This is a genomic window from Tsuneonella sp. HG094 (assembly GCF_053819285.1).
The window spans coordinates 2,684,804-2,710,911 of the sequence record NZ_JBSORA010000001.1; the positions used below are offsets into that span (position 1 = coordinate 2,684,804).

At 65.8% G+C, this 26,108-nt stretch carries 29 protein-coding genes; 14 read left to right on the plus strand and 15 right to left on the minus strand.

Annotated features, from left to right (window positions below; genetic code table 11):
• Nucleotides 1-26 precede the first annotated feature (26 nt).
• Nucleotides 27-845: a head GIN domain-containing protein gene (locus ACWPMX_RS13295; protein ID WP_455700470.1), complete on the plus strand. Its 819-nt coding sequence runs from the start codon at nt 27-29 to the stop codon at nt 843-845.
• Between the two features lie 57 nt (nt 846-902).
• On the plus strand, nt 903-1,238 hold the full coding sequence (locus ACWPMX_RS13300) for a hypothetical protein (RefSeq protein ID WP_455700471.1): 336 nt from the start codon (nt 903-905) through the stop codon (nt 1,236-1,238).
• 3 nt (nt 1,239-1,241) lie between these two features.
• On the opposite strand, the gene ACWPMX_RS13305 is transcribed toward ACWPMX_RS13300, so the two are convergent.
• The gene (locus ACWPMX_RS13305; RefSeq protein ID WP_455700472.1) at nt 1,242-2,186 is read right to left on the minus strand and encodes an L-threonylcarbamoyladenylate synthase; all 945 of its coding nucleotides are present in this window, start codon (nt 2,184-2,186) and stop codon (nt 1,242-1,244) included.
• A gap of 52 nt (nt 2,187-2,238) precedes the next feature.
• Between ACWPMX_RS13305 and ACWPMX_RS13310 the strand changes: the two genes are divergently transcribed.
• Together ACWPMX_RS13310 and ACWPMX_RS13315 are read left to right on the plus strand one after the other, a co-directional pair.
• Nucleotides 2,239-3,975: an acyl-CoA dehydrogenase gene (locus ACWPMX_RS13310; protein ID WP_455700473.1), complete on the plus strand. Its 1,737-nt coding sequence runs from the start codon at nt 2,239-2,241 to the stop codon at nt 3,973-3,975.
• Entirely contained in the window at nt 3,972-4,790 is an 819-nt protein-coding gene (locus tag ACWPMX_RS13315; protein WP_455700474.1) for an ATP-binding protein, read from the plus strand. The genes ACWPMX_RS13310 and ACWPMX_RS13315 overlap by 4 nt, the downstream gene beginning before the upstream one ends.
• Before the next feature lie 12 nt (nt 4,791-4,802).
• Here the strand turns inward: ACWPMX_RS13315 and ACWPMX_RS13320 are convergent, their stop codons facing one another.
• Nucleotides 4,803-6,263 (minus strand): PQQ-dependent sugar dehydrogenase, encoded by a 1,461-nt coding sequence (locus ACWPMX_RS13320; RefSeq protein ID WP_455700475.1) that lies wholly within the window; start codon nt 6,261-6,263, stop codon nt 4,803-4,805.
• Nucleotides 6,264-6,325: 62 nt separating this feature from the next.
• Here ACWPMX_RS13320 and ACWPMX_RS13325 point away from each other — a divergent pair, with 62 nt between their 5' ends.
• Both ACWPMX_RS13325 and ACWPMX_RS13330 read left to right on the plus strand, forming a co-directional pair.
• On the plus strand, nt 6,326-6,808 hold the full coding sequence (locus tag ACWPMX_RS13325) for a GAF domain-containing protein (protein ID WP_455700476.1): 483 nt from the start codon (nt 6,326-6,328) through the stop codon (nt 6,806-6,808).
• Between the two features lie 126 nt (nt 6,809-6,934).
• Nucleotides 6,935-7,753 carry a hypothetical protein gene (locus ACWPMX_RS13330; RefSeq protein WP_455700477.1) on the plus strand — a complete coding sequence of 273 codons (819 nt, stop codon included), beginning with the start codon at nt 6,935-6,937 and terminating at the stop codon, nt 7,751-7,753.
• Here the strand turns inward: ACWPMX_RS13330 and ACWPMX_RS13335 are convergent.
• The 10 genes from ACWPMX_RS13335 to ACWPMX_RS13380 form a co-directional block, all read right to left on the minus strand.
• Nucleotides 7,740-10,256, minus strand: coding sequence for a hypothetical protein (locus tag ACWPMX_RS13335; protein ID WP_455700478.1), 2,517 nt, complete (start codon nt 10,254-10,256; stop codon nt 7,740-7,742). The genes ACWPMX_RS13330 and ACWPMX_RS13335 overlap by 14 nt on opposite strands.
• Nucleotides 10,228-10,977, minus strand: a complete 750-nt coding sequence (locus tag ACWPMX_RS13340; protein WP_455700479.1) for a fimbrial biogenesis chaperone — start codon at nt 10,975-10,977, stop codon at nt 10,228-10,230. Before ACWPMX_RS13340 ends, ACWPMX_RS13335 begins: the two co-directional genes overlap by 29 nt.
• Nucleotides 10,978-11,000: 23 nt before the next feature.
• Complete coding sequence (locus ACWPMX_RS13345) at nt 11,001-11,486, minus strand: Csu type fimbrial protein (protein WP_455700480.1); 486 nt, start codon at nt 11,484-11,486, stop codon at nt 11,001-11,003.
• A 217-nt stretch (nt 11,487-11,703) separates the two neighbouring features.
• Nucleotides 11,704-12,207, minus strand: a complete 504-nt coding sequence (locus ACWPMX_RS13350; RefSeq protein ID WP_455700481.1) for a Csu type fimbrial protein — start codon at nt 12,205-12,207, stop codon at nt 11,704-11,706.
• 82 nt (nt 12,208-12,289) lie between these two features.
• The gene (locus ACWPMX_RS13355) at nt 12,290-13,270 is read right to left on the minus strand and encodes a ParB/RepB/Spo0J family partition protein (protein WP_455700482.1); all 981 of its coding nucleotides are present in this window, start codon (nt 13,268-13,270) and stop codon (nt 12,290-12,292) included.
• Nucleotides 13,267-14,043 (minus strand): ParA family protein, encoded by a 777-nt coding sequence (locus ACWPMX_RS13360; RefSeq protein WP_455700483.1) that lies wholly within the window; start codon nt 14,041-14,043, stop codon nt 13,267-13,269. Before ACWPMX_RS13360 ends, ACWPMX_RS13355 begins: the two co-directional genes overlap by 4 nt.
• Entirely contained in the window at nt 14,040-14,672 is a 633-nt protein-coding gene (gene rsmG / locus ACWPMX_RS13365) for a 16S rRNA (guanine(527)-N(7))-methyltransferase RsmG (protein WP_455700484.1), read from the minus strand. Before rsmG ends, ACWPMX_RS13360 begins: the two co-directional genes overlap by 4 nt.
• Complete coding sequence (gene mnmG / locus ACWPMX_RS13370; protein WP_455700485.1) at nt 14,669-16,510, minus strand: tRNA uridine-5-carboxymethylaminomethyl(34) synthesis enzyme MnmG; 1,842 nt, start codon at nt 16,508-16,510, stop codon at nt 14,669-14,671. The genes rsmG and mnmG overlap by 4 nt, the downstream gene beginning before the upstream one ends.
• Nucleotides 16,511-16,570: 60 nt before the next feature.
• Entirely contained in the window at nt 16,571-17,839 is a 1,269-nt protein-coding gene (gene mnmE / locus ACWPMX_RS13375; RefSeq protein ID WP_455700486.1) for a tRNA uridine-5-carboxymethylaminomethyl(34) synthesis GTPase MnmE, read from the minus strand.
• Between the two features lie 29 nt (nt 17,840-17,868).
• Complete coding sequence (locus ACWPMX_RS13380; RefSeq protein WP_455700487.1) at nt 17,869-18,138, minus strand: DUF6489 family protein; 270 nt, start codon at nt 18,136-18,138, stop codon at nt 17,869-17,871.
• A 98-nt stretch (nt 18,139-18,236) separates the two neighbouring features.
• Between ACWPMX_RS13380 and ACWPMX_RS13385 the strand changes: the two genes are divergently transcribed.
• The 4 genes from ACWPMX_RS13385 to ACWPMX_RS13400 all read left to right on the plus strand — a co-directional run bounded on the left by ACWPMX_RS13385 (nt 18,237) and on the right by ACWPMX_RS13400 (nt 19,914).
• On the plus strand, nt 18,237-18,935 hold the full coding sequence (locus ACWPMX_RS13385; RefSeq protein WP_455700488.1) for a dienelactone hydrolase family protein: 699 nt from the start codon (nt 18,237-18,239) through the stop codon (nt 18,933-18,935).
• On the plus strand, nt 18,932-19,330 hold the full coding sequence (locus tag ACWPMX_RS13390) for a nuclear transport factor 2 family protein (RefSeq protein WP_455700489.1): 399 nt from the start codon (nt 18,932-18,934) through the stop codon (nt 19,328-19,330). The genes ACWPMX_RS13385 and ACWPMX_RS13390 overlap by 4 nt, the downstream gene beginning before the upstream one ends.
• A complete protein-coding gene (locus ACWPMX_RS13395) occupies nt 19,330-19,491 on the plus strand; it encodes a hypothetical protein (RefSeq protein ID WP_455700490.1) in 162 nt (53 codons plus the stop codon). The genes ACWPMX_RS13390 and ACWPMX_RS13395 overlap by 1 nt, the downstream gene beginning before the upstream one ends.
• A 102-nt stretch (nt 19,492-19,593) precedes the next feature.
• On the plus strand, nt 19,594-19,914 hold the full coding sequence (locus ACWPMX_RS13400; RefSeq protein ID WP_455700491.1) for a hypothetical protein: 321 nt from the start codon (nt 19,594-19,596) through the stop codon (nt 19,912-19,914).
• 23 nt (nt 19,915-19,937) lie between these two features.
• Here the strand turns inward: ACWPMX_RS13400 and rho are convergent, their stop codons facing one another.
• The 3 genes from rho to hemE form a co-directional block, all read right to left on the minus strand.
• Nucleotides 19,938-21,203, minus strand: a complete 1,266-nt coding sequence (rho, locus tag ACWPMX_RS13405; RefSeq protein ID WP_455700492.1) for a transcription termination factor Rho — start codon at nt 21,201-21,203, stop codon at nt 19,938-19,940.
• Between the two features lie 168 nt (nt 21,204-21,371).
• Nucleotides 21,372-21,815 carry a CopD family protein gene (locus ACWPMX_RS13410; protein WP_455700796.1) on the minus strand — a complete coding sequence of 148 codons (444 nt, stop codon included), beginning with the start codon at nt 21,813-21,815 and terminating at the stop codon, nt 21,372-21,374.
• 31 nt (nt 21,816-21,846) lie between these two features.
• Entirely contained in the window at nt 21,847-22,872 is a 1,026-nt protein-coding gene (gene hemE, locus ACWPMX_RS13415) for a uroporphyrinogen decarboxylase (protein WP_455700493.1), read from the minus strand.
• A gap of 315 nt (nt 22,873-23,187) precedes the next feature.
• Between hemE and ACWPMX_RS13420 the strand changes: the two genes are divergently transcribed.
• From ACWPMX_RS13420 to coaE, 4 genes are read left to right on the plus strand one after another with little or no spacing between them, the layout of a single operon-like run.
• Nucleotides 23,188-24,033 (plus strand): pyruvate, water dikinase regulatory protein, encoded by an 846-nt coding sequence (locus tag ACWPMX_RS13420; RefSeq protein ID WP_455700494.1) that lies wholly within the window; start codon nt 23,188-23,190, stop codon nt 24,031-24,033.
• The gene (locus ACWPMX_RS13425) at nt 24,030-24,614 is read left to right on the plus strand and encodes a Maf family protein (RefSeq protein WP_455700495.1); all 585 of its coding nucleotides are present in this window, start codon (nt 24,030-24,032) and stop codon (nt 24,612-24,614) included. The genes ACWPMX_RS13420 and ACWPMX_RS13425 overlap by 4 nt, the downstream gene beginning before the upstream one ends.
• On the plus strand, nt 24,611-25,465 hold the full coding sequence (locus ACWPMX_RS13430) for a shikimate dehydrogenase family protein (RefSeq protein WP_455700496.1): 855 nt from the start codon (nt 24,611-24,613) through the stop codon (nt 25,463-25,465). The genes ACWPMX_RS13425 and ACWPMX_RS13430 overlap by 4 nt, the downstream gene beginning before the upstream one ends.
• Nucleotides 25,462-26,067, plus strand: coding sequence for a dephospho-CoA kinase (gene coaE, locus ACWPMX_RS13435; protein ID WP_455700497.1), 606 nt, complete (start codon nt 25,462-25,464; stop codon nt 26,065-26,067). Before ACWPMX_RS13430 ends, coaE begins: the two co-directional genes overlap by 4 nt.
• Nucleotides 26,068-26,108: the final 41 nt, after the last annotated feature.

Genomic DNA, 26,108 nt, shown 5'->3' on the forward strand with positions numbered 1-26,108 from the left:
AACCGGTCACGCAGGAGAGTTCGACCATGCTGCACAAGATTCTGCGCGGGATCGCTCCCGCAATTGTATTCGCCGCCGCGTTCGCCACCAGCGGCTGCGACGGCAACATTTCGATCAACGGAGAGAACGGCGTGCCGCTCGCGGAGCTCGACACGGCCGGCAAGACGCCGACCGGGATCGTCCTGGCCGGGCCCGATTCGGTGATCGTCACCCAAGGTAGCGAACTGAAGATCGAGGCCAGCGGCGATGCCGAAGCGGTCGCCGCGCTGCGCTTCTCGCTGAAGGACGATACTCTCGGCATCATGCGCGATTCCGAAGCGAAGAAGACCGAGGGCAAGGCGCGCGTGATGGTCACGCTGCCGTCGCTCGAAAAAGTCGTGCTTGCGGGTTCGGGCACGCTCGAGGCTGCAGCACTCTCGGGCGAGGCGGAGATCACGATTGCCGGCAGCGGCACCGCGAAGACCGACGGCGTCGATGCGAAGTCGCTGGAAGTGACGATCGCGGGCAGCGGCACCTACCGCGCCTCGGGCAGGACCTCCGAGCTCGAACTCACCATCGCCGGGTCGGGTGCGGGCGACATGGCCGGGCTTACCGCTGACACCGCCGAAGTCACCATTGCCGGGTCGGGCAAGGCCGCCTTCGCCTCCGACGGCACGGTCGAGGCAAACGTGATGGGTTCGGGCGACGTGACGGTGAGCGGCAATGCCAAATGCACGATCAAGTCGATGGGCTCGGGCACGCTGCACTGCAATCCCGCCAACACCACGACCGTCGATGCCGCCCCAACCGGCCCCGTTCCCCCGGCACCGCCCGCGCCGCCGAGCGCCCCGGCGACCCCCGAATAGGTTCATCGAACCGCAACACCCGTTGACCTAAGGGCCGCGCATCGAAAGGATTGCTCGATGCGCGGCCCTGCCCTTGTACTTCTGCCCCTGATGGCGTTCGGCCTATCCGGCTGTCTCGCCAAGACCGCATTCGACGTCGCAACCGCGCCCGTGCGCGTAGCGTCCAAAGCAGTCGACATGGCGACCACGAGCCAGTCCGAGGCCGACGAGAAGCGCGGACGAGAAATCCGCAAGCGCGAGGAGCGCCTCGGTCAGCTCGAACGCAAGCGCACCAAGCTCGAAAGGCAGTGTCTCGAAGGCAATCGCCGCTCGTGTGACGAGGCGGCTTCGGTCAACGCGGAGATCCGCGCGCTCATGCCGCAGGTCCCCTACGAGGCCGACCCGCAGCGCTGACGATCAGGCCGCGGCCCGCCGCAACCGGTCGTTGATCGCTCGGCCTATTCCTTCTTCCGGCACCGGGGCCACCGCTACCCTCGCCTCGGCCGCCGCCGCCGCCAGGTGCAGGCAGCGGTAGAGCCGCGACGCCGCTTCAGACAGGTCGCCCTTGCGCGACAGCGAGGTATGCCCCTCGATCGGACCGAACCCTATCAGGAACTCGCCGTCTTCGGCCACGAGAACGTCCAGTCGTACGGGCTTGCCGGGCGAATAGTGCTGCAGCAGCTGGCCCGGTGCCTCGATCTTGCGCGAGGCGACGTCCATCGGCGGGCCGATCAGGTCGGTGATCTTTTCGCGCGGCACCGGACCTTCGCGCAGAAGCTGCCAGCCGCCTTCACGCACCGCGACGATCGTCGATTCCAGCCCGTGCGGCGAAGGGCCGCCGTCGAGCACCGCGTCGATTCGCCCTTCGAGCGTGGCCATGACATGGTCGGCGCTTGTCGGGCTTACCGTGCCGCTGCGATTGGCCGAAGGGGCGGCGAGCGGCAGCCCGGTGCCCTCCAGGACTGCGCGCATGATCGGATTGGCAGGCGCGCGCACGGCCACGGTCGGCAGGCCCGCGGTCACCGCAGGGGCGAGGCCCGCATCCGCGCGCAGGGGCAACACCATCGTGAGCGGTCCGCGCCAGCAATGTTCGGCCAGCTTCAATGCGCGCGCATCGAAATGGGCGATCCGCTCGGCAGCTTCCAGGCCAGCGACGTGGACGATCAGCGGATTGAATTCGGGGCGGCCCTTGGCGCGGTAGATCGCGGCCACCGCATCGTCGCGATCGGCGCGACCTGCGAGGCCATAGACCGTCTCGCTCGGCAGCGCGACGAGACCGCCCGATTCGAGCAGCGCGGCCGCGCGGGCGATCGCTGCCGCGTCCTCGCCATCCAGCCATTTCGTAGCGTGCTTGTCGCCCATCGGCGCGCGCTATAAGCGGTTCGCGTCGCGCCGCCAGAGGAGACTTGCCCGCATGTACCGCCCCGCTACCGCCGACCAGCTGCTCGCGCTCGACGTTTGCGCCGGGATCGGCGAGCTGGCGCAGGCCGAACGGTTCGCCGCCGCCGAGCCCGACATGGTCGAGGCGATCGTCGCGGGGATCGGCGAATTCGCCGCCGGAGAATGGGCACCGCTCAACCGTGTCGGCGACCTCGAAGGCGCGAAACTGGAGAACGGTGTGGTGCGCCTGCCCGACGGATTCGCCGAGGCCTACGCCCATTATGTCGAGCAGGGCTGGAACGCGATCGCCGGTCCGGCCGACTTCGGCGGTCAGGGGCTGCCGTTCAGCCTCGGCGTCAACGTTCTGGAAAACCTCGGCACCGCGAACTTTGCGTTCAACCTGCTGCCGATGCTGACCACCGGTGCGATCGAAGCGCTCGAGCATCACGGATCGGACGCGCAGAAAGCGCTCTACCTGCCGAAGATGATCGGTGGCGAGTGGTCGGGCACCATGAACCTGACCGAGCCGCAAGCGGGCAGCGACCTCGGCGCTCTGCGCTCCACCGCGACCCCGATAGCGGACGGCGAACACGCGGGCCGCTTTCGCATCGCGGGGACCAAGATCTTCATCACCTGGGGCGATCACGAGCTGGCAAGGAATGTGGTCCACCTGGTCCTCGCCCGCCTGCCCGACGCGCCAGAGGGCAGCCGCGGCATTTCGCTGTTCGTGGTGCCCAAATATCTGGTCAACGCCGATGGTTCGCTCGGCCCGCGCAACGACCTGCGCGCGGTCAGCCTCGAGCACAAGCTCGGCATCCACGCCTCGCCGACGTGCGTCATGAGCTTCGGCGACAACGGCGAGTGCATCGGCGACCTCGTCGGCGCGCCCAGTCGCGGCCTGATGGCGATGTTCACGATGATGAACAACGCACGGATCAATGTCGGCAACCAGGGCGTGCAGGTGGGAGAGCGGGCGACGCAGGCAGCGATGGCCTATGCCGCCGAGCGCGTGCAGTCTGCTCGCGCGGGAGGTCCGGGCAAAGCACCGGTCGCGATCATCGAGCATCCCGACGTGCGCCGGATGCTTCTCCGCATGAAAGCGCTGACCGAGGGCGCGCGGGCACTGCTCTATTACACCGCCGGGCAAGTCGATCGCGGTACGCTGGGCGACGCGGCGGCCGCGGCGCGGGGCGAGTGCCTCGTGCCGATGCTCAAGGCGTGGGGCACCGACATCGGCGTCGAGGTCGCGAGCATCGGTGTGCAGGTCCATGGCGGGATGGGATTCGTCGAGGAGACCGGCGCCGCTCAGCACTACCGCGACGCACGGATCGCTCCGATCTACGAAGGGACCAACGGCATTCAGGCTGCGGACCTCGTCACCCGCAAGCTGGGCCTCGAGAACGGCGAAGCGCTGGATGCACTGTTCGCCGATATCGCGCGCGACGCATCCGACGAAACGGGTCTGGTCGTGCTGGCCAACGAATGCCGGGCAATCGCAAAGTGGATGCGCGAGGACGCCTCGATCGACGACCGGCTCGCAGGGTCGGTACCCTTCACCGCGATGAGCGCCGTCGCGGTCGCGGGGTGGCAGCTCCTGCGACAGGCCCGCGCCGTGGGCGAGGGTGCCGCCCCCTCGCTCGCCGCGACCAAGCCGGTCACTGCCCGTTATTTCCTGAGCCAAATCGTGCCCGAAGCGCTCGGGCTGTCCGCCAGTGCGCGGGGCGGAGCGGACCTGCTCTACGCTTTGTCCACGGAGGCCCTGACAGCATGAGCGATCCGCTGGAGCGCATCGCTGCGGCGCTGGATCGGATGGCTCCGCTGCCACCGAATGCGACCGACTGGACCGCCGCCCCCGCTTACGTGTGGGACGGCAGCGCCGCGCGCGCCGTGCCGCGAATCGAAGCGCCCTCGCTCGACCAACTTATCGGGATCGACCGCCAGAAGGCTTCGGTTGCAGAGAACGTCGCCCGGCTTGCCAGTGGCCATGCGGCGCATGACATGCTGCTGTGGGGCGCCCGGGGAATGGGCAAGAGCGCCCTCGTCCGTGCCGCGACCGTCGCCGCCCAAGGGCAAATGCCCGAACGGCTCGCGCTGGTGCAGGTCGCCGCCGATGCGTTGCCGACGATCCCCGCTCTGTTCGCCGCCCTCGCGGGGACGACGCGCAACTTCCTCGTCTACCTCGACGACCTCGGCTTCGCGGACGGCGACACGGTTGGCCCACGGCACCTGCGCAGCTGGCTCGAAGGCGGGGTCGAAGCGCGGCCCGCCAACGTTCGGCTCGCCGTCACCAGCAACCGCCGCGCGATCGTGCCGCGCCACCTCGCCGAGCAGGACGACCCTGTGAACCCGCGCGACGCGGTCGACGACCTGCAGGCACTGGCTGACCGGTTCGGACTTTCGGTGGGTTTCCACGCCGCGAGCCAGGACGATTACCTCGGCATCGTCGCCGCCTATGCCGAGCCGCTGGGCCTGGCGTTCGACCCCGCGGACGCGCTCGAATGGTCGAAGCGCCGCGGTGCTCGCTCGGGGCGCACGGCGTGGCAATACGTCACCGAGCTTGCCGGACGCGCCAGCCGCCGCGTCTAGGGCCATGAACCCTTAAGGAACCGGTTGGCGGGCGTAGTCCTCTTCGAAGGTCGCGCCCGCACCGCGTAGTTCGCGCTGGGGAGGCAAGCGCTTGCCGGTCACACGATCGATCGCACCCGACGGCTTGGCGCCGGGCTCGGCAACCCGCCACACAATCCCGGCGGTGTCGTCGGTCACCAGCAGCGCTCCGTCCTTCGCGAAGGTGACCCAGGTCGGCCGGCCCTTGGTGGTCCTCCCGTCGGCAGCAAGGAAACCGCTGAGAACCGGCACCGGCTTGCCGGTCGGATTGCCGCGACCGTCGAACGCGACGTAAACGACATCGTAACCCGACTTGGGCTCGCGGTTCCACGATCCGTGCCGCGCGATCACCGCACCCGCGCCGAACCTGTCGCCGAGCGTCGAGCCGTTGCCGGTGAACGCCAGCCCCAGCGCGGCGACATGCGGGCCCAGTGCGTATTCAGGCAGGCGGATATAGTCCGGATTGAAACCCTCGGGCGTCGGCGCATCGACGCGGTCGTCGAAGTTGCTGCGCCACCAGACCCACGGCCAGCCGTATTGCGCGCCGATCGGCACGTTGGTCAGGTAATCGGGCACGAGGTCCGAGCCAAGCATGTCGCGCTCGTTGACCGTGGTCCACAACTCGCCGCTCCACGGCGAAAGCGCGAGGCCGTTGGGATTGCGCAGCCCGCTCGCGAACTGGCGCTGGCGCCCGTTCGTCAGGTTGTAGTCCCAGATCGCCGCGCGACCCTTTTCGACGTCCATTCCCTTTTCACCGACGTTCGAGGCAGAGCCGACCGCGACGTAGATGTGGTTGCCGTCCGCCGAGAGGAGGATGTTGCGCATCCAGTGATTTCCGCCGGGGGGCAGGTCCATCAGCTTCTTCGGCGTGCCCGACAGCGTGGTCGCACCCTCGGCATAGGAGAATGCGAGCAGCGCGTCGTGGTTCGCGACGTAGAGCGTGCCGTCCTTGTAGGCGAGACCCGAGGGAGAGGAGAGAGCTGGATTGCTGAGCAGCGTCTTCTGCTCGGCGCGGCCGTCGCCGTCGGCATCGCGCAGCAGGGCGATCTGGTTGGCAGATGGACCGCCCGCCCCCGCCTTGCTGAACAGCAGACCGGCGATAAACCCTTCGATGCCGCCCGATCCTTGCGAAGGGGGGCGGTTCGTAAGCGCCACCAGGACATCGCCGTTGGGCAGGACCAGCATCGTGCGGGGATGATCGAGCCCGTCGGCGAAACGCGTCACCGCGAGTCCCTCAGCCGCGGCAGGCACTTCGTTCGCCTTCCAGCCCACCGGCTCGGCAATGCCGACCGTGGGGAAGCTCTCGTAGCGCGGACGCAGAAGTTCGGGCTCGGTCCCGGCCACGTCGCCCACCTGCTGCCGGGCAGTATCGGGTGTCATCAGGTAAGCGACCAGGCCGAGTATCACGAGGACTGCGACGAGGACGCCGGCGAGGATCTTGCGGCCGGTGCTCATGCCGGCATGGTTAGGCGAGGCGAGCGCTTGCGGCAACGCCATGCTGCGCTACATCGCACGCCATGTACGATTTCCGCGCCGATGCCGCCCTCCCCAAGCCCGAACTCTTCCGCGACCTCGTACAGGCGGCCGACGCCCTGACAACGGGCGAGCCGGACGGCGTGGCCAACATGGCAAACGTCGCCGCGCTGATGGGCGAGTTCCTGCCCGCGCTCAATTGGGCAGGCTTCTACCGGGTGGTGGACGGCGAACTGGTACTGGGCCCCTTCGTCGGCCGACCCGCGTGCATCCGCATCGCGTTCGGCCAAGGGGTGTGCGGCGCGGCGGCGGCGACCGGCGCGACCCAACTCGTACCCAATGTCCATGCCTTTCCTGGCCACATTGCTTGCGATGCCGCCAGTCGCAGCGAGCTCGTCGTGCCGGTGCTGCGCGATGGCGCGGTCATCGCGGTGATCGATCTCGACAGCCCCGAGCTTGCCCGCTTCGACGCCGAGGATGCCAGCGGAGTAGAGGCGCTGGCGGCGCTCCTGTCCGCGCGGATCTAGCCGCCCCGTTTCGGGACAGGACGCACGCGGCCGCTTGGGAAGCCGGTCGAGACAATGCTAAATTTTCCGTTAACGCGTTCGAATCGGGTCACTGCATCCGTTGGCGCCGGAAGGGGAAATTTGCGCATGTCCGCCCACCGCTTTCTGACCATGACCGCCGCTGCAGGCGCACTCGCATTCGGCACGCCCTCGCTCGCGCAGCCCGCCGATGGCCCGCTGGTATTGCCCGGCGAGCCTGTCGCCGCGCCCTTGCCCCCGCCGCCGCCGCTGCCGCCGTTCCTGGCGCCGCACGCAGCCGCTCCCAGTTGGGACGAGGACGCCGGGTATCCTCCGGCGCCGCCTCCGCTGCCGCCCATGGTTCATCCCCTTCCCCACGGCGGACATCCGATGGCGCCGCAGATGGCGTACCATCCCGGTGCCCATCATCCCGGCTACGGCCCGCAGTTCGACCGCGACGCCTGGTTGCTTCGTTGCCGCGAGAGCATTCGCGGGGTGAGCAAAAAGGATCGCGCGGGCGTGATCGGCGGCCTGCTCGGTGCTGCTGTCGGCGGAGCCATCGGCAACCGCGCGTGGGATTCCGAGCGCCTTGCCGGCACGCTGCTCGGCGCGGGAGTGGGCGGCCTTGCCGGGGTTGCGATCGGCGCTGCCATCGGAGCCGCCGGAGACCGCCGCCGCGAAGACGAATGCGCCGCGCATCTCGATGGCTACCTCGCGCGCGGCTATCCCGGCTACAGCTATGGCTATGGCCAGGTCGCATACGTGCCGGTCATGGTGCAGGTGCCGCAGCGCGCGGTCGTCCGCGAATACGTGACCGAGGAAGTGATCGACGAGCCAGTCGCCGCAGCCAATCCCGCCTATCGCCCCACCCCGCAACCGCAGCCGAAGATCCTGCCCCGCCCCGCGCCGCGCAGCGACAAGCGGATCAAGCTGATCAAGGGGAGCTGAGCGCGAGCGTCGCCGCGGGGGCCGCCGCTGGGCCGAAGTTGCGCCGCGCAACTCGCGCCGGATTGCGGCCACGTTTGGCCTTCGCTTCCTTGGCCCCATTTTCGGGCGCGCCTTGGGCGATCGTGTAGGGCTCGCACACCAACGGCGTAACTGTATCCGCAGTGATGTCCTGGCCTGCCAGTTCCACGATGCACGTCTGGCCCGGACGGCCGACCACGAGCTGCGACGGTGCCGCCCCGGCGTTGAGCTCGACCAGGCCGTCGAACCCTGTCAGCGACATCTCGTCCGATGGCAGGATACGGACCGGCGTACCGGGCGCGATCGGGCGCCCCGCCGGATCGACCAGCGCGCGCATCACCGGACGGAACGTGACCGCATCGATCCGCACGATCGCCACCGCCCGACGCGGCACGCGGATGTGGTGCGTCGCCTCGCGCACGACGGCCTCAGGGGGTAGCTGATCGGCATCGACGTCGATCTTCACGGTCGCTTGCGCGGGAATATTCTCAACCAGCAGGCGACCCGACTTGCTCGTCCGCCCGACGAAGCGGTTATCGAGAGTGACCGGGATGCCCTCGACGTCCCCGGCGCGGACCAGCGCGTAGCTCGACCCGGTGCTGTTGCGCGCATAGAGTGCTCCGCCCGCCAGCATCAGCGTACCGCGCGCGGTCACCCGACCCGCAAACCGACCACTCACCTGCTCCGCCTCGGCAACGACGCGGGCGAACGACGCGCGGTGAGTGAGTTGCGCGTGAAGACTGGTGTCGTCATCGGAGACCGATGCGGACGCGCGGTAGCCGATGTCGCCGACCTCGATATCGTCCTTGCTGTACGACGCCGTGGCGCTCGAGCGTCCGGCGTTGCGCGCGGCATAGGCGCTGACCCGGTGCCCACCGCCGAGATCGAGCGCAAGGCCACCGGCAATGCCGAAACCGCTGCGCACACGGGTGCGGCGATAGTCGGCCGAGCCGAAGAAGCGCAATTTCTGGGTGATCGGAAGTTGCAAGCTGGTGCTCATCGAGTCGGTGCGGTCGGCAAGGCGGCCGATCGTCGGATCGGCGCGACTTTCGCGGCGAACCAGCGCGACTTGGACCTGCGTATTGCCCGAAATCCGGTAAAAAGCGTTCGCGAACAGCTGTTTCGGCGGTGCCAGGTCGCCGAGACGGGTCGCCACGTCGCGGTAAGTTGCGCCCGGCAAAGTTGCGCCGGCGGCGATGCCGAAGCGCGAACCGATCGATTCGATGCCAAAGTTGGCGAGAAAGCCGCTTCCGGCCTGCTTGTCGCGGCTGAAACGGCCCTCGACGGTCGCCTTGGCGATGCTGGCGAGGACGAAATCGGCCCGCGCACCGACGTTGGCGGTGCCGGGCGTCCATTCTCCGCTGCCTTCGAGCGTCAGACGCGACGAAAGCCCCCGCCTGTAGAAGGCGGAGGCCGCAAGGGCGCCGTAGTCGTTACTTCGCTCGCCGTATCGTCGTCGGACGAAACCCGCGTTGACCGCGTAGGCTGAGCGCTCAGGCGCCAGCAAGTCGCGCGAAACATAGAACTTGGCGTGCTGGACCACCTCGCGGCCCAATGAATCGCGCAAGATCGCGGTCATCTCGCCGCGTCCGGGTGCGGTCGGGATGTTGCGCAGAGTGAATTCGCCCGGTTCGATGCCTTCGACGCGCAATTTCTCGTTCGCGCCGACAAGATCGATCGTGGTCGGCACGGAAACCGTCCCGCTGAACGCTGGCAGCGGCAGCGAAACGATGTCGGGCCTCAACTCGAAGTCGGTGGCGAGCTGAATGCCGCCCAGGCGCACTGGACGCTGCGACTGACTGCCCGCGCTGATGAAGTCGCCCGCGGTCGCCACCAGTCCGCGCTTTTCGAAAGCGACCTGGAATTGGCTGTCGAGACGCGTGACCGGCGATTGCCCCGGCGCTGGATTGCTGATCGCGCGCGCGGTCGTCCCGAGCGATGTATATCCGCGCACGGCATAGGCGCTGAAGAAGCCGCCGAGCGCGCTGCCCTGCGGGCTTGCGCTGGCGGTCACGTCGTAATCGATGCGGAAGGTAGTGAGCGGCGTGCTGCTGACGCCCTCTGCCAGCTTGCGGGCACCGAGATCGCGGAAGTTCGCGCCGTCGTTGTTACGAAAGAGCGCAACCTTGAGGCGCTGGCGCAGCGGGTCGAAGCTCCATTCGTAAATGGTGAGCGACGCGAGCGCGACGCGGCCCTTCACGCCATCCTTGACCGGCAGGCCTGCTCCGCGTGCTTCTTCCGCGTCGATCGTCAGCGCATCCCCGCTGCCTTCGAGCGTGACCATGCGGCGGCGGAGTTGCCCATCGACGACGATTTCGGAGACGATCGGTCCCGTCGGCGCATCGGCGACGGATTGCTGCGTGAGCCCCTTGGGCAGCGCGAACGGATCGGCTTGTGCGTGAGCGGTTCCGGGCAGGCTGGCGGCAGCGCCTGCAGCGATCAGCGCGAGGAGGGGTCTAGCCGCAAACGGATACTGGCTGCGCATCGACCGCTTGGCCGTCGATCTGCGCGGTCACCTTGAGCGCGCCGAGCGAACAGCCCTTTCCGATCGGCCAGGCGATGGTCGAATTGCCGTGGACATAGCGCAGCGTATTGCGCTCGACCGGGACCTCAGTCCCGCCCGCGGTCTTCACCGTGATGCCGATGATCCGCGAGGTCGTGCCGCCGGTATTGGCGAGCTCGAGGCGGTTGTCGGTCACTTTCCACGCCAGGGCAGCCGGGGCGGCGCTGTCGCGGTCGACGAAGACAGGCAGGGTGAACCGGATCCGCGCCATGGCATCGGATTCTCCGGTCTGGGTCGGGTCCGGCAACTGGTCGACAACCAGCCTGAACCGCTTTTCTCCCGGCGATGCCGCGCCCTTGCGGACCAAGCGCACGATCTGGGTTTCCCCGGGAGGAATCATCGAAATGGACGGTGATACGGAAATATCGCCGCTGGGCGCGTAGGCGTCTTCGCCGCCATCCTGCGACCAGGCGAACATGCGCGCCTGCACGGCGAGCGGCCGACCCGACGGGTTGGAAAGGTACACGGTCCCGCCGGCGTTGCCACGGTCGATCTCGATCCGCAGTGGTGCGATGGACAGGCTCGCTTCCTTCCCGGCGACCTCGACGGTCTCCGACGGAGCGGCAACGACCGGGGCCGAAAGAAGCGACCCGCCCGCCAGGATCCCTGCAATGGTGCTCAGGACGATGGCGCGACGGGTCATTTCTCGGTCTCCGGTATCTTGGATCAGTAGTGCAGGGTGACGGTCAGGAGGTCCTGATACGTGCCCGCACCGACCTGGGTCAGCTGCGTCAGCTTGCCGAGGACCGGAATGGTCTGGTCGGCGCCGTTGCCGGTGCCGGTGAACCCGGTCGACGTCCAGGGAACCGTGCGGCTGCCGTCGGTGTAGATGTTGTAGTCGACAGTGGCGGCACCGCTGGTCGACTTGAGCTTGCGGACGCCGAGGGCGGCATTGGCACCGTCGTCGATGTTCACCGTGTAGGCCGCACCCGGGGTGCAGTTCACGCGGGTGTCCGACGAAGCGGTGGCACCGCCGGTCGCCGTCGTCACCGTACCGAACGACATCGGGTTGGTGGTGAGCGTGCAGGCGGTCGAGATGTTCAGCGACACCTGGATGGTGTTGGTCGCTTCCTGGCCGGTGACACCGGCAGCGAGCGCGGGGCTCGCAGCAAGGCCCGCAGCAATCGCGAGCGAGACAGCAATCTTACGCATAGTAGTGATCCCCAATCGATCTGGCTTTCTGTGCCGATTGGCCCAATGCACCAAGACCGGTTGCCAAACTGCTAATGGTTACGCAGTTTTTCGCTGTCCGTTATGGGAGAATACCTAGGGAAGTATAGTTAACGCCAAGTAAAATAGGCTGTGGAACTTAACCACGAGGCCCGAATTTTCTTGGAACGTCGAAGGCGGCCAGGCGCCTAGGCAACGGTCAGAAATGCAGGGTGACCGTGACCGTATCGATATAGGGTGCCGGACGCAGGTTGCGCGGCCGGGCTTCGCCATAGAGCGTGTGCGTCACCGGTCCCGGCAACAAAACCACACCAGTGACCATCGTTGCCGGGGTGGTGCCCCACGGAAGGGCATACAGAGGATCGCGGAACAACCGATAGTCGGCAAACCACACCTGCCCGTTCGAATCGTTGCCCCTCATCCGCCGCACCGTTCCGTCGAAGGCGAGCCCGTTGTCGATGCCGATGCTGTAGACAGTGCCCACCGGACATTCGACCTGCATGGTCGTGATCGCTCGCACTTGGGTCACGCGGCTGGCAACGATGCCGAACTGCAGCGGCCGAGTGGCGAGGCGGCACGAACTCAGCAGGTTGACCGACACCGGAACGGTGCTGGTTGCCCTGCCTTGCGCAGACGCAGGGGCGCTCACCAGCGAACTGGCGGCGCACACGGCGGCAGCGGCAATGGCAAACCTGATGTCCAAGCGTTTCGATCCCCAAACCCGGCAGCGTCTAGGGGAGAATGCTTATCGACCCATTAAGAACGATCGTCTTTCCAGCTAACGATCAGATGTCGCCGCCGGTAAGCCTTTGACAAATAAGGTCGAGCTGGTCGAGGGTTCGGTAGCGGATCGTTACCGCGCCCGAACGGGGATCCTCGTCGGTCTTGATTCGCACGTTGAGTCCGAGGAACTCCTCGAGGTGCCGCTGGACCGCCGCGATGTCGGCGTCCTTGGCCGGATCTCGAGCGACGCGGACCGGGCGCCGACCACCCTTGACCTCGATCCCCTGCCGCGCGAGCCGCTCGACCTCGCGCACCGAGAGCGACCCGTCCACCGCCTTTCGGGCGATCTCCCTGGCATCCGGGTGACCGATAATCGCACGGGCATGGCCCATGGACAGCGAACCGTCCTCGACGAGATCGAGCACCGGCTCGGGCAACTGGAGCAATCGCTGGAGGTTGGCGACATGGCTGCGCGACTTGTCGACAAGCTTCGCGATCTCGGCTTGGGTCATCCCCTCGCCCTCAGCCAGTCGCTGGTAGGCACGACCCTCTTCCACCGGGTTGAGGTCTTCGCGCTGGAGGTTCTCGATCAGCGCGAGCGCGGTGACTTCGCGCTCGTCGAGATCGCGGACCAGTGCCGGAATCTCGTGAAGCATCGCCTTCTGTGCCGCGCGCCAGCGGCGCTCTCCCGCGACGAGCTGGTAGCGCCCCGCCCCGGCTGGCCGGACGATGACCGGCTGGATAACGCCGCGCTGCGCGATCGACGCGGCGAGTTCCTCGAGTGCGGCATCGTCGAAGCGCTTGCGCGGCTGGTCAGGGTGCGGCTCGATCGCACTTACTGCGATGCTGGCGAGGCCCGAGAAGGGATAGCCTTTTAAATCCTCTCCACCTTGATTCGAATTTCCGGTGCCGCCGGTGACGAGCGGCTCTTCTCGCCGGGTCTCACCGAGCAAGGCTCCCAGCCCGCGACCGAGCGCACGGCGCGAATCGGACTTGGGGCGATCGGGGATGGTAAAGCGAATCGGATCGGCGGGATCGCTCATGCAGCTTTCCTTTCGGCAGGCAGGCGTCCGATCAACTCGCGCGCGAGCGCCATGTATGCGCGGCTTCCCGCGCAATTGTGGTCGTAGACGAGTGCCGGCAGCCCGTGGCTCGGCGCCTCGGACAGGCGCACGTTGCGGGGGATGACCGATTCGAACACCAGCGGCCCGAGGCACGCCCGGACGTCGTCGGCGACCTGGTCGGTCAGCCGGTTGCGGCGATCGAACATGGTCAACACTACGCCGATGATACCCAGGTCCGCATTGAACCGCTGCTGGACCCGCTCGACCGTCAGCAAGAGCTGCGACAAGCCTTCGAGCGCGAAAAACTCGCATTGAAGCGGCACGAGAAGGGTGTCGGCCGCGCCGAGCGCATTGAGCGTGAGCAGGCCCAGCGAAGGGGGACAGTCGATGAACGCGATATCGTGCCCTCGATGCTCGGCCAGCGCCGAACTGAGCCGCGAAGTGCGATCCTCAACGTTCACGAGCTCGATCTCAGCACCGGACAGGTCGACAGTGGCCGGAACCAAGTCGAGACCCGGAATCGAAGTCGGGGTGATGCATTCGGCCAAGGGCAGTGAATCGACTAGCAAATCGTAGCTCGAACGACCGCGGTCATCGCTTGCGATCCCCATTCCGGTGGACGCATTCCCCTGCGGATCGAGATCGATTAGCAAGGTTTTCCAACCGGTTGCGGCCATTGCGGTGGCGATGTTAATGGCCGTGGTAGTCTTGCCCACTCCGCCCTTCTGGTTGGCCACTGCGACTGTGATCATCGGCGCTTACCTTCTGCCAAGTGCCCCACGATAATCCCCGCATCCGGATCGGTTTGCGATTGTTCCACGTGGAACATGGTCCGCATGGATTTTGGAAGAGCGGCCACTTCCTGCGCCGCCGAGCGTCCCTTGGGCAACAACCATGTCGTGTCGCTTGTGGAAAAACGTTCGGCAAGGTTCAGCAAGCGGTCGAGCGGCGCAAAAGCACGTGCACTGATGACCGAATATGGTGCAGTCTGGACAGATTCGACACGCGATCCGATAACGCTGCATCGGGCCAGGTCGCATTCGCCGACAAGAGCATTCAGCCACTCGACGCGCAGCTTGCGCGATTCGACAAGGTGGACCGGCATGTCGGGCCGCATAACGGCGACGACCATTCCCGGGAAACCGGCACCGGAGCCGAGATCGAGCCATGCTCCAGCGGGACTTTGCGGTGCGTGGTCGAGAAGCTGCGCGCTATCCGCAATGTGACGCGTCCAGATCGATTCGAGCGATCCGGTTGAAACGAGATTCTGCCGCGTGTTCTCCTCGCGCAGGCGCCCCACCAGCAATGTCAGGCGCTCGAGCGCGAGTGGATCGCACCGAGCCGCAACGAAGGCCCTCGCCTGAGCCTCGTTCGAAATCATGCGGCGGCTCGCCGCGCCTGTACCAACAATGCCGAAAGGGCCGCGGGGGTGATCCCAGGCACGCGCCCTGCTGCCGCTAGACTGTCGGGCCTCGCTCTGGTCAAACGCTCGGCCATTTCGTTGGAAAGCCCGGGTACCGCACCGAAATCGAATTCCAACGGTAGCCTCATGGCGTCCGACGCCTTCAGATCGCGCAGCTCGGCCTCCTGCCGCGCGAGATAAGGCGCGTAGACTGCATCCTCAACCAACTCGACGCCAAGTTCGCTCTCCGCGAAGCCTATGGGTAGCCAAGGCCCAAGCGACTGCGCCGCGATACCGTGCGACAACCATCCCTTGACTGATTTAGCGGTGACATCGCTTCGCACCGTCACGTCGACCTGAGCAAGCTCCTTGGGAGAGATCGCTTGATTCAGACGGTTGTTCCACGTGGAACGACGATCTTCGCGGTCGAAGAACCAGTTCATTCGCTCCTTACGGACACAACCTGCTTCAATCGCGAGCGGTGTGAGCCTGGTGGATGCGTTGCTCGCGCGAAGTCGCAAGCGGTACTCCGCCCGCGAGGTTAGCATTCGATAAGGCTCGCTGACTCCGTGCAGGGTCAGGTCGTCTATCATCACTGCGAGATACGAGTTGCTCCGGTCGAGCTCCACCGGCGGTCGCCCTAGGACATGGACTGCCGCTCCAAGCCCGGCGACCAACCCTTGTGCGGCCGCTTCCTCGTACCCCGTGGTACCGTTGATCTGGCCAGCACAGTAAAGGCCTGGAATGTCGCGAACCTGCAAGGTGCGATCGAGCGCACGAGGATCGATATGGTCGTACTCGACGGCATATCCGGGCACCTCGATGTCGACCCTCTCCAAGCCAGGCATCGAGCGGACCATGGCCTCCTGCACGTCGGCGGGCAGCGACGTGCTTATGCCGTTTGGATAGACCAGATGCGTCGACAGTCCTTCGGGCTCGAGAAATACCTGGTGGCCGTCGCGATCGCCGAACCGATGGATCTTATCCTCAATCGACGGGCAATATCGTGGCCCCTGTGCGTCGATCGCGCCGGTAAACAGCGGTGAGCGAGTCAGCGAGCCGCGAATGATGTCGTGAGTGCGCTCGTTCGTTCGCGTGATCGCGCACGCGAGTTGCGGGTTGGTCCGAGCATGCGTGAGCGGGGACATGGTCCAACGTTCGGCGTCGCTCGGCTGCTCGGCCAGTGCCGCCCAATCGATCGTCCGCCCATCGAGCCGTGGAGGTGTGCCCGTCTTGAGCCGCGCCATCGGAAGGCTGGCCCCGCGAATCTGCTCGGCCAGGCGGCTCGCCGAAGCTTCGCCGATTCGGCCCCCGATCATGCGCTCTTCGCCGCGGAACAGCTTTCCACCAAGGAATGTGCCCGTGCAGAGTATGACTGCCGCGCCATTGATCCGCGCACGATCGGCCAGCTCGAGCCCAGCAATACGCCCGCCAGCCAAAAGCAGCGCGGCGGCTTCGCCCTCAACGACTGTCAGGTCGCCTTGCTGGGCAATAAGCGACTGGATCGCCGCCTTGAACAGCAGCCGGTCCGCCTGGATGCGCGGCCCCCACACCGCACTCCCCTTAGAGCGATTGAGCATCCGGTAGTGGATCGCCGCATGGTCGGCTGCGCGTGCGATCAGCCCATCGAAAGCGTCCACCTCGCGAACGAGATGACCCTTTCCGAGGCCCCCAATCGCCGGGTTGCAGCTCATCGCGCCAACCGTCTCGCGTGCGAACGTGACCAGCGCCACGCGCGCACCCATCCGTGCCGCTGCCGCCGCCGCTTCCACCCCGGCATGGCCTCCGCCAACGACGATGATATCGAATTGCGCCATAGCGCCCCGCCCTAGGTCAACTCGCCGTACGGGTCAAAATCCGACGTTTCACGTGGAACATCATTTGCCGATGCAGAACCGCCCAAACAGAGCATCGAGCATCTCCTCGGTCGATGCACGGCCCGTGAGCCGATCGAATGCCATGCGCGCAAGACGAAGCTGTTCGCCCATGATCAGGAGGCTTGCTTGACCGTCGATATCCAGCGCCGTGTGCGCCTCTTGCATGCGATCCCGCTGACGATTGTTCAAAGCAACATCCCCCGGTGCCGGCAGTAGCGATCGCCCTGCATCGGCAAGCGCAGCAAGCAACTGGGATATGCCCTCTCCAGTCGCGGAAGAGACGGAAAAGCGCGGTGCGATCTTGGTTTGATTCCCAAGGTCAGACTTGGCCAAGACCTCCCACGCGCCCTTGGGCCCCTCTCCCTCCGGCCCCAGCCATAACACGATCTCGGCACGTTGCACTTCGGCTTCGGCGCGCGCGATGCCGACGGCCTCGATCGCATCGTTCGTGGCTTCACGCAGCCCCGCGGTATCGACCAGTACGAATGGCACTCCGGAAATCGCCACAGGCTGCTCGATCACGTCTCGTGTCGTACCCGGTGTCGCCGCCACGATTGCAGCTTCCTTGTCGATCAAGGCATTGAGGAGGCTCGATTTTCCTGCATTCGGCGGACCAGCCAGGACCACGCGGATGCCGTCGCGAAGCGGCTCCGCCGACGGCCGGGCAAGCCACGCCTCGATTTCGCGCGCCAATCGCTCGACTCGAACGAAAAAGTCCGGCGGAAGTTCGCCGACGTCATCCTCGTCGCCGAAATCGAGGACGGCTTCGACCTGTGCCGAGAGCGTGAGCACGTCCCCGCGCCACGCCTCGACCTGGCGCGACAAGGCGCCGCCTGCCACCGCGAGCGCGGCGCGCCGTTGCCCTTCGGTTTCGGCCGCGAGCAGGTCGGCGAGACCCTCCGCCTCGGCAAGGTCGATCCGCCCATTGGAAAAGGCCCGTCGGGTAAACTCTCCCGCCTCGGCCCGCCTGAGTCCCGGCAGCGCCGCGAGCGCCCGCTCGACCGCCGCGACGACGGCCCGCCCACCGTGCAGGTGGAGTTCGGCAACATCCTCGCCGGTTGCGGTCGCCGGGCCTGGCATCCACAGCGCCAGCACGCGGTCGAGTTCATCGCCGGCGCCATCGTGCAAGGTCATCGTCGTCGCCCGGCGCGGAGCGGGCAAGCGGACCCCCAACGAAGTGAGCGCATCAGCGGCGCGCGGGCCGCTGATCCTGACGATCGCGATACCGGCCGGCGGGGCGCCGCTCGAGAGCGCAAAGATCGTATCCATGGCCGGATCAAGCCGATCGTGCGGTGCGATCAGGCGCCCTCGGTGCCCTTCTTGCCGCCTTGTGAGGCCTTGTTGGCCGCGGCCGCGCCTTCCATGAAATTCTGGAAGAACTTCAATCCCATCTGCCCCATCGGCGCCATCTGTCCGGCGACTTCCTGCAGCTTGTCGATGCTGCCCACACCCTTCATGGCCTTCGACATAAGGTCGACGTAGACCTCGTTCGCCTTGCCGACATCGGGCAAGCCCATGAAAGTACGGGCTTCTTCCGGGGTGCAGTCGATCTCAACGTGGACCTTCATGCGGACGCGCTCCTGCTCGTATCGGAAGGACACCTGTCACACGGGTTTGGCAAAGTCCATCGCGACCCGCTAGGATCACTGGATACGAGGAGAGCGCGATGACCGGAACGACCCAGATCCCAACCTTGGAAGAAGACGCGACCTTTCACGCCTATGTTGCCGGGAGCGACAGCGATGCGCGCGCGGCAGTCATCGTCATCCCGGAGATTTTCGGGGTGAATCCAGGCATTCGTGCAAAGTGCGATGCGTGGGCGCGAGAGGGCTATGTTGCCGCGGCCCCCGACATCTTCTGGCGCTTTGCTGCCGGCGAGGAACTTGATCCAGACGTTCCCGACCAGCTCCAGAAAGCGTTCGATAACATGAGCAAGTTCGACCCCGACGCCTGCGTCCGCGATATCGAAGCGCTGATCCACTGGCTCAAGCGCGAGCGCGGTTGCACCAAGGTGGGCCTCGTCGGCTTCTGTCTCGGCGGGCGCATGGCATATATGGCAGCGACCCGTACCGACATCGATGCATCGGTCGGGTATTACGGGGTCATGATCGACCAGATGCTCGGCGAGGCGCACGCGATCGCTAACCCGCTGATGCTGCATATTCCCACCGCCGACCACTTCGTGACGCCCGACGCGCAGTCGAAGATCCACGCCGAGCTCGATCCCCATCCCAAGGTCGAGCTGCACGACTATCCGGGCCTCGACCACGGCTTCGCTGCCGAAATGGGCAACCGCCGCGACGAGGATGGGGCCCAACTGGCCGACGCCCGCACGAAAGCCTTCTTCGCCGAGCACCTCGCATGAGCGCGGCCGCGGGTCTCGCCAATTGGCACCGTGTGCTTGACGGTGGCAACCAACCCGACGCGCTCGCCGCGATCATCCGTGACGATGCCGTGTTTCATTCGCCGGTGGTCCACACGCCTCAACACGGTCGCGCGATCGTCGTGGCCTATCTCGCTGCGGCGGGTGTGGTGCTCAACACGGACAAGTTCCGCTACGTCCGCGAGTTCTCGGACGGCAACCAGGCATTGCTCGAATTCGTGACCGAGCTCGACGGCGTGCACATCAACGGGGTCGACATCATCACCTTCGATAGTGAGGGAATGATCAAGGATTTCAAAGTCATGGTTCGCCCGCTCAAGGCGATCAACAAGGTGTGGGAGATGATGGGCGCGCAGCTCGAACGGGCCAAGGGTTGATGCGTGTCGCCGCGATCGTCTTAATGCTGATCGCCGTCACGCCAGCAGCCGCGCTGGAACCGGTGCTCAATCCCGGCGAAGACCTGGAAGCGCGCCTCGATGCCGACATCGACGGCGATGGCACCGCGGATGTTGCCTACGTTACCCGAACCGACGACTAGCGAAACCTGCAGATAGCCTACGCAGTCCATGGGGCCGAATACCTACCCCTCGACATCACACCTCTCGGCAGCGGCTCTCTGACGTTTGCCAAGGGCGTGCTGGTGTTCGAGGATCTGACCGGAGGCACCTCGGCAACAGCCTCAACGCGGCGTTACCGTTTCGACAAGGCCGACAATCGCATGCGGCTGATCGGGATGGACGCAACCTATTACAGCCGCACGTACGCGCACGACGGGTTCGAGCTGAGCTGGAACCTGCTGACCGGCAAGCTGGTGACCCGCGAACTGCGGCTCAATCGTAAGGGCGGGGACGCCGCGTACGACCCGATCATCGAAAAGACCCTCCGCCGCCCGAGCGGCAAGGTGTGGTTGTTCGATACGCCCGATCCCGACGAACTGATCGAGCAGGTGGACGGACGCTGAAGCCCGTCCACCTGCGCCGGTCGTTACTGATTCATCGTCGCGAAGAAGTCCTCGTTGGTCTTGGAATCCTTCATCTTGTCGAGCAGGAATTCCATCGCATCGACCGTGCCCATCTGCATGAGAATGCGGCGCAGGACCCACATCTTCGAGAGCTTGTCCTTCTCGACCAGCAGCTCTTCCTTGCGGGTGCCGCTCTTGCCCACGTCGAGCGCGGGGAAGATGCGCTTGTCGGCGACCTTGCGGTCGAGCACGATTTCCGAGTTACCGGTGCCCTTGAACTCTTCGAAGATGACTTCGTCCATGCGGCTCCCGGTATCGATCAGCGCGGTGGCGATGATCGAGAGCGAACCGCCTTCCTCGATGTTGCGCGCGGCGCCGAAGAAGCGCTTGGGGCGCTGCAGCGCGTTCGCGTCGACACCGCCGGTCAGCACCTTACCCGAACTCGGCACAACGGTGTTATAGGCGCGGCCGAGACGCGTGATCGAGTCGAGCAGGATCACCACGTCCTTCTTGTGCTCGACGAGGCGCTTGGCCTTTTCGATCACCATTTCGGCGACCTGCACGTGACGCGTTGCGGGCTCGTCGAAGGTCGAGGAGATGACCTCGCCCTTCACCGAACGCTGCATGTCGGTGACTTCCTCGGGCCGCTCGTCGACGAGCAGGACGATGAGGAACACCTCGGGGTGGTTGTCGGTGATCGCCTTGGCGATGTTCTGCAGCAGCACGGTCTTACCCGTACGCGGCGGCGCGACGATCAGCGCGCGCTGGCCCTTGCCCTGCGGACTGATGATGTCGATCACGCGGGCCGACTTGTCCTTGACCGTCGGATCGAGCGTATCGAGGCTCAGCTTCGCATCGGGATAGAGCGGCGTGAGGTTGTCGAAGTTGGTCCGGTGGCGGACCGCGTCGGGATCGTCGAAGTTGACGCTCTTGAGGCTGGTCAGCGCGAAGTAGCGCTCGCCTTCCTTGGGGGCGCGGATTTCGCCTTCGACGGTGTCACCGGTGCGCAGGCCCCATTTGCGGACCTGGTTGGGCGAAACGTAGATGTCGTCCGGGCCGGCGAGGTAGTTCGCTTGCGGCGAGCGGAGGAAGCCGAAGCCGTCCTGCAGCACCTCGATGGTGCCGACGCCCATGATCTGTTCCTCGTATTCCTCGTCCTCGGCGAGTTCGCGGAGGATGCAGAACATGAGGTCCTGGCGGCGCATGGTGCTGGCGCCTTCGACGCCCAGTTCCTCGGCCATCTCAACGAGCTCGGCCGGGGTTTTTTTCTTGAGTTCTTTCAGGTGCATTTCATTCGATCCGTAGATTGGAAGCGGCCGGCCGGTCGTAAGGGCTTGGGGAAAGCGCGACCCGGCCTCGGCAGGAAATGCGAGGCCGGAAAAAGCCGGTTGAGGCCGCGTGGAATAAGGCCGGCGGCAGGCGCGGTCAATCGCCGCCTTGCTCGGCTGGTCGCAGGCTCAGAAGGGCCTGACGATCACCAGCACCACGATCAGCGCCGCGAGCAAACCGGGGACTTCGTTGGCGAGGCGCAGTTGCTTGCCGGTGAGCGACCGTTCGCCGCGCGCCAGCCTCTTCGAGTAGCCGACCATCCAGCCGTGATAGGCCGACAGCACGAACACCAGCGCTAGCTTGGCGTGGAACCAGCCCTCGCCGAAGTAGCCCTGCGACCAGGCGAGCAGCAGTCCGAGCAACCAGACGATCCCGAGCGAGGGCATGAGAATGATCCTGACGAGCTTGCGCTCACGATCGATCCACATCGCTTCCTCTGGCGATCCGGGGGCGCTTTCCTGATGGTAGACGAGATAGCGCGGGAGCATGAACAGCCCCGCCATCCAGAAGATCACGAAGATCACGTGACCGGCCTTGAGCCATAGATAGGTCATCGCCAGCGCGCTTTCCATGGGCGGCATCTAGGAAACGCCATCGCGTTCGTCACCCCCTCCAGTTGCGCACCGTATCGCGCAACAGTTCGACGTGCTCGATCGGGGTGAACTGGCCGATTCCGTGACCGAGGTTGAACACATGGGGCCGGTCGATAAACGCCTCTAGGATCGCTTCGGTTCGCGCGACCAGCCGGTCGCCGCCCGCCATCAGCAGCAGCGGATCGAGGTTGCCCTGCACCGGCATTCCCGCGGGCAATTCGCGCGCGGCCCAGTGGGGATCGATCGTCTCGTCTACCCCGACCGCATCGACCCCCGTCTCGCGGGCGTAGGCCGACAGCTTGGCGCCGGCGCCCTTGGGAAAGCCGATCACTGGCACGCCCGGGCAGCGTTCGTGGATAGCGGCCGTGATCGCCGCGTTGGGAGCAATCACCCAGCGTTCGAACTCGTCGGGGGCGAGACTGCCCGCCCAGCTGTCGAACAGCTGCACCGCTTCGGACCCGGCTGCGATCTGGCCAACAAGATACTCCACCGTCACTGCGGCGATCGCATCGATTATCGCGGCAAAAGCAGCGGGATCGCGATAGGCCATCTCGCGCGTGGCATGGTGGTCTTTCGAACCCTCGCCGTTGACCATGTAGGTCGCCACCGTCCATGGCGACCCGGCAAAGCCCAGCAGCGTCGTCTCAGGGCCGATTCCAGCCCGGACCTTAGCCACGGTGGCATAGATCGGCTCGAGGCGCTGAGGGACGCTCTGGAGGCTCTCTAGGGTATGATCGGCAAGTCGGGGCGAGAGGTGCGGACCTTCGCCCGCCAGAAACTGCAGATCCTGGCCCATGGCATAAGGCACGATCAGGATATCGGAGAACAGGATCGCGCCGTCGAATCCGAACCGGCGCAGCGGCTGGATGGTTACCTCGGCCGCGGCGTCGGTATCGTAGACCAGCTCGAGGAAACCGCCCTTCTCCGCCCTGAGCGCGCGATATTCGGGCAGATATCGACCGGCCTGGCGCATGAGCCACATCGGTACTGCCTCGCCGCGAACTCCGCGCAATGTGTCGAGAAGCAGGCCGGGCATCGCGTGTTATTCCAATTCAATGAGATTCTAAGAATAAGATGAAGGAGTCTGTTGGCCCTGTGGAAACCGGGGACAGCGGCGCCCTGCCCGATTTTTCCCGCGCTGACCACAGTTTCGAAGGGTGCGAATCGCCGGAATTGCGCGTCAACAAGAGCTTGTCCCCGCTATCCCGAGGCTGTCGAAAACCCAGTCGACCTGTCCACAACGCCTCTGGTTGAATCGCGATAGCGGGCATGGAATCGGCGCATCCGCTTGTCCCCGCATTCCTCCCGTGGTTTATGCGCCCCGTTCTCCACAGGCCGCAATCGAGGGTTGATGCCGCGCCTCCACCTCCACCTGCTGTCGGATTCCACCGGCGAGACGCTGGAGATGATCGCCAAGGCCGCGCTCGCCCAGTTCGACGAGGCCGACGTCCAGCGCCATTTCTGGCCAATGGTGCGTAGCCAGCAACACCTCGACCGGATCGTGCCCGACCTCGCTGCGAACCCCGGCCTCGTGCTGTTCACGCTCGTCAATACCGAGACCCGCAAGCGACTGGAAGAGCATTGCCGCGCGCTCGGCCTACCGGCAGTTCCGGTGCTCGACGCAGTGACGGCGGCTCTCGAATCGCACCTCGGGCAGGAAGCGCACGGCAGGCCCGGCCGTCAGCACGCGATGGACGATGCCTACTTCGCGCGGGTCGAGGCGATCCAGTTCACGATCGCGCACGACGACGGAATCGCGCACGAGGATTGGGAACAGGCCGACATTGTGCTCGCGGGGGTCTCGCGCAGCTCCAAGACGCCGACGAGCATTTATCTCGCCAACCGCGGATACAAGGTCGCCAACATCCCGCTGGTCATCGAAAGTCCCCCGCCCGCTTCGCTGTTCGCGCTGCGCCATCCGCTGGTCGTGGGCCTTACGACCGCGCCCGAACGGTTGATACAGGTTCGCCGCAACCGCCTGCTGTCGATCGCCGAGGGGCGCGAGACGAGCTACGCCGATGCCGAGCGGGTGGCGGAGGAACTCCGTTTCGCCCGGCGCATGTTCGCCGACAACGACTGGCCGGTGATCGACGTCACCCGCCGCTCGATCGAGGAGACTGCGGCGGCGATCATCCGCCTCTTCACCGAACGCCAGTCGCGCCGGGGCACGCCGGATTCGGGTCCCAAGCCGATATGATCGTGCTGGCGTCGAAAAGCGCGTCGCGCCGGGCGATGCTCGAGGCGGCGGGGGTGGCGTTCGAAGCAATACCCGCCAGCATCGATGAACGTGCGATAGAGGCAGCACTCATAGGAGAACCGCCCCAAGAAGTCGCTCGCGTGCTAGCCCGCGAAAAGGCGCTGGCTCTCGCTACTGACGCTGAGCCTCGATGGGTTTTAGGCTCTGATTCTTTGGTGGTAGTCGGGGGCAAGCGCTTCGATAAACCCCGTGACCGGGATGAAGCCGCCGACCACTTGCGCTTCTTTTCCGGTAAAGAGATGCACCTCCACAGCGCGGCGGCCCTCGCGCGGAACGGGCACGTTAAGATGGACTGCGGGGATCAAGCAGTTCTTTTCGTCCGATCAATCTCTGATGCGTTCATCGATGCCTATCTGGATGCCGAATGGCCGGAGGTCGCAGCTTGTGTCGGCGTGTTCCGGATCGAGGGTAGAGGCGTTCAGTTGTTCGAATCGATTGAGGGCGATCATTTCACCGTGCTGGGTATGCCGCTTTTCAGGGTGCTTTGGGGCCTGCGTCAGTTTACCGGATTTCCTGAATGACCCGCCCCTTTGCCGAAGTTATCGGCGATCCCATCGCGCAGTCGAAATCGCCGGCGATCCACGGCTTCTGGCTGTCGCAACAGGGGATCGAGGCCGACTACCGCGCCTGTCATGTCAATGCCGAAGGACTCGCCGATTACATCGCCAGTCGTCGGAGCGATCCGGCGTGGCGCGGCTGCAACGTCACGATGCCGCACAAACTGGCGGTCATGGCGCATCTCGACCGGATCGATCCGCTGGCCGAGGCGACCGGGGCGGTGAACACCGTGGTCAACGAAGGCGGTGCGCTCACCGGTTACAACACCGATGTCGGCGGCTTCCTCGAACCCCTCGCTGAGGAACTGGCGAAGATGCACTACTTCCGCATGGCGCGCGTGCTCGGCACCGGCGGCGCGGCACGCGCGATCGTCGCAGCACTGGCGCGCGAGAAATTCGTCATCGTCCTCGCCGGGCGCGATCCCGCCAAGGCCCAGGCGCTGCTCGACGAACTCGATCCGGGGGGCGAGCACCACGTCGCCCCCCTCGCCCATTTTGCCGATCCGACCGACTTTGGCTTCGACGACCGCGACGGATGCCTCGATCTGGTGGTCAACGCGAGCCCGCTGGGCATGGCGGGCAATCCGCCGCTCGCGTTCGACTGGAGCCATGCGCCGCCGGGCGCGATCGCCTACGATATCGTCACCACGCCGGTCGACACGCCGTTCCTGCAGGATGCGCGCGCCGCCGGGCACCGCACCGTCGATGGCCTTGCGATGCTGATCGGACAGGCGGGACTCGCTTTTGAGCGCTTCTTCGGTCACGCGCCGCCGCGCCACTTCGACGCAGAGCTGCGAGCGCTGCTCACCGCATGAGCCGCCCATTCATGCGCCCCTTCATTTTGGGCCTCACCGGCTCGATCGGCATGGGCAAGTCGACCGTCGCCGCGATGTTCGAAGCTGCAGGCGTGCCGGTTTTCGATGCCGACGCCGAGGTGCGCCGGTTGCAGGGACCACGCGGCGCGCTGCTCCCAGCTATCGAGACGGCGTTTCCCGGCTCGACCGGGCCTGACGGTGTCCTGCGCGAAAAGCTCGGCGCCGAAGTATTCGGCAATCGCGAAGCCCTCGCCCGGCTCGAGGGTATCGTCCACCCGGCGGTGGCTGCCGAGCGCCACGCGTTCATGATCGAACATTCCGGAGAGCCGCTGGTCGTGTTCGATATTCCCCTGCTGTTCGAAAAGGGTGGCTGGGAAAGCGTCGACGCCGTCGCGGTCGTCTCCGCCTCCGTCGACGTCCAGCGCGCCCGCGTGCTCGCCCGGCCCGGGATGACACCCGAGAAGTTCGCGCACATCCTGTCGCTACAGACGCCCGACGCTGAAAAGCGCGCCCGGGCGGACCACGTGATCGACACCGGCACATCGCTTCGCGCGACCGAGGATGCGGTAAAGGCGCTGATCGCGCAGGTGACCGGCGGCTGACGCAGGAGGATATGCGCCCTGCCCCGATTTCCGCCACTTGC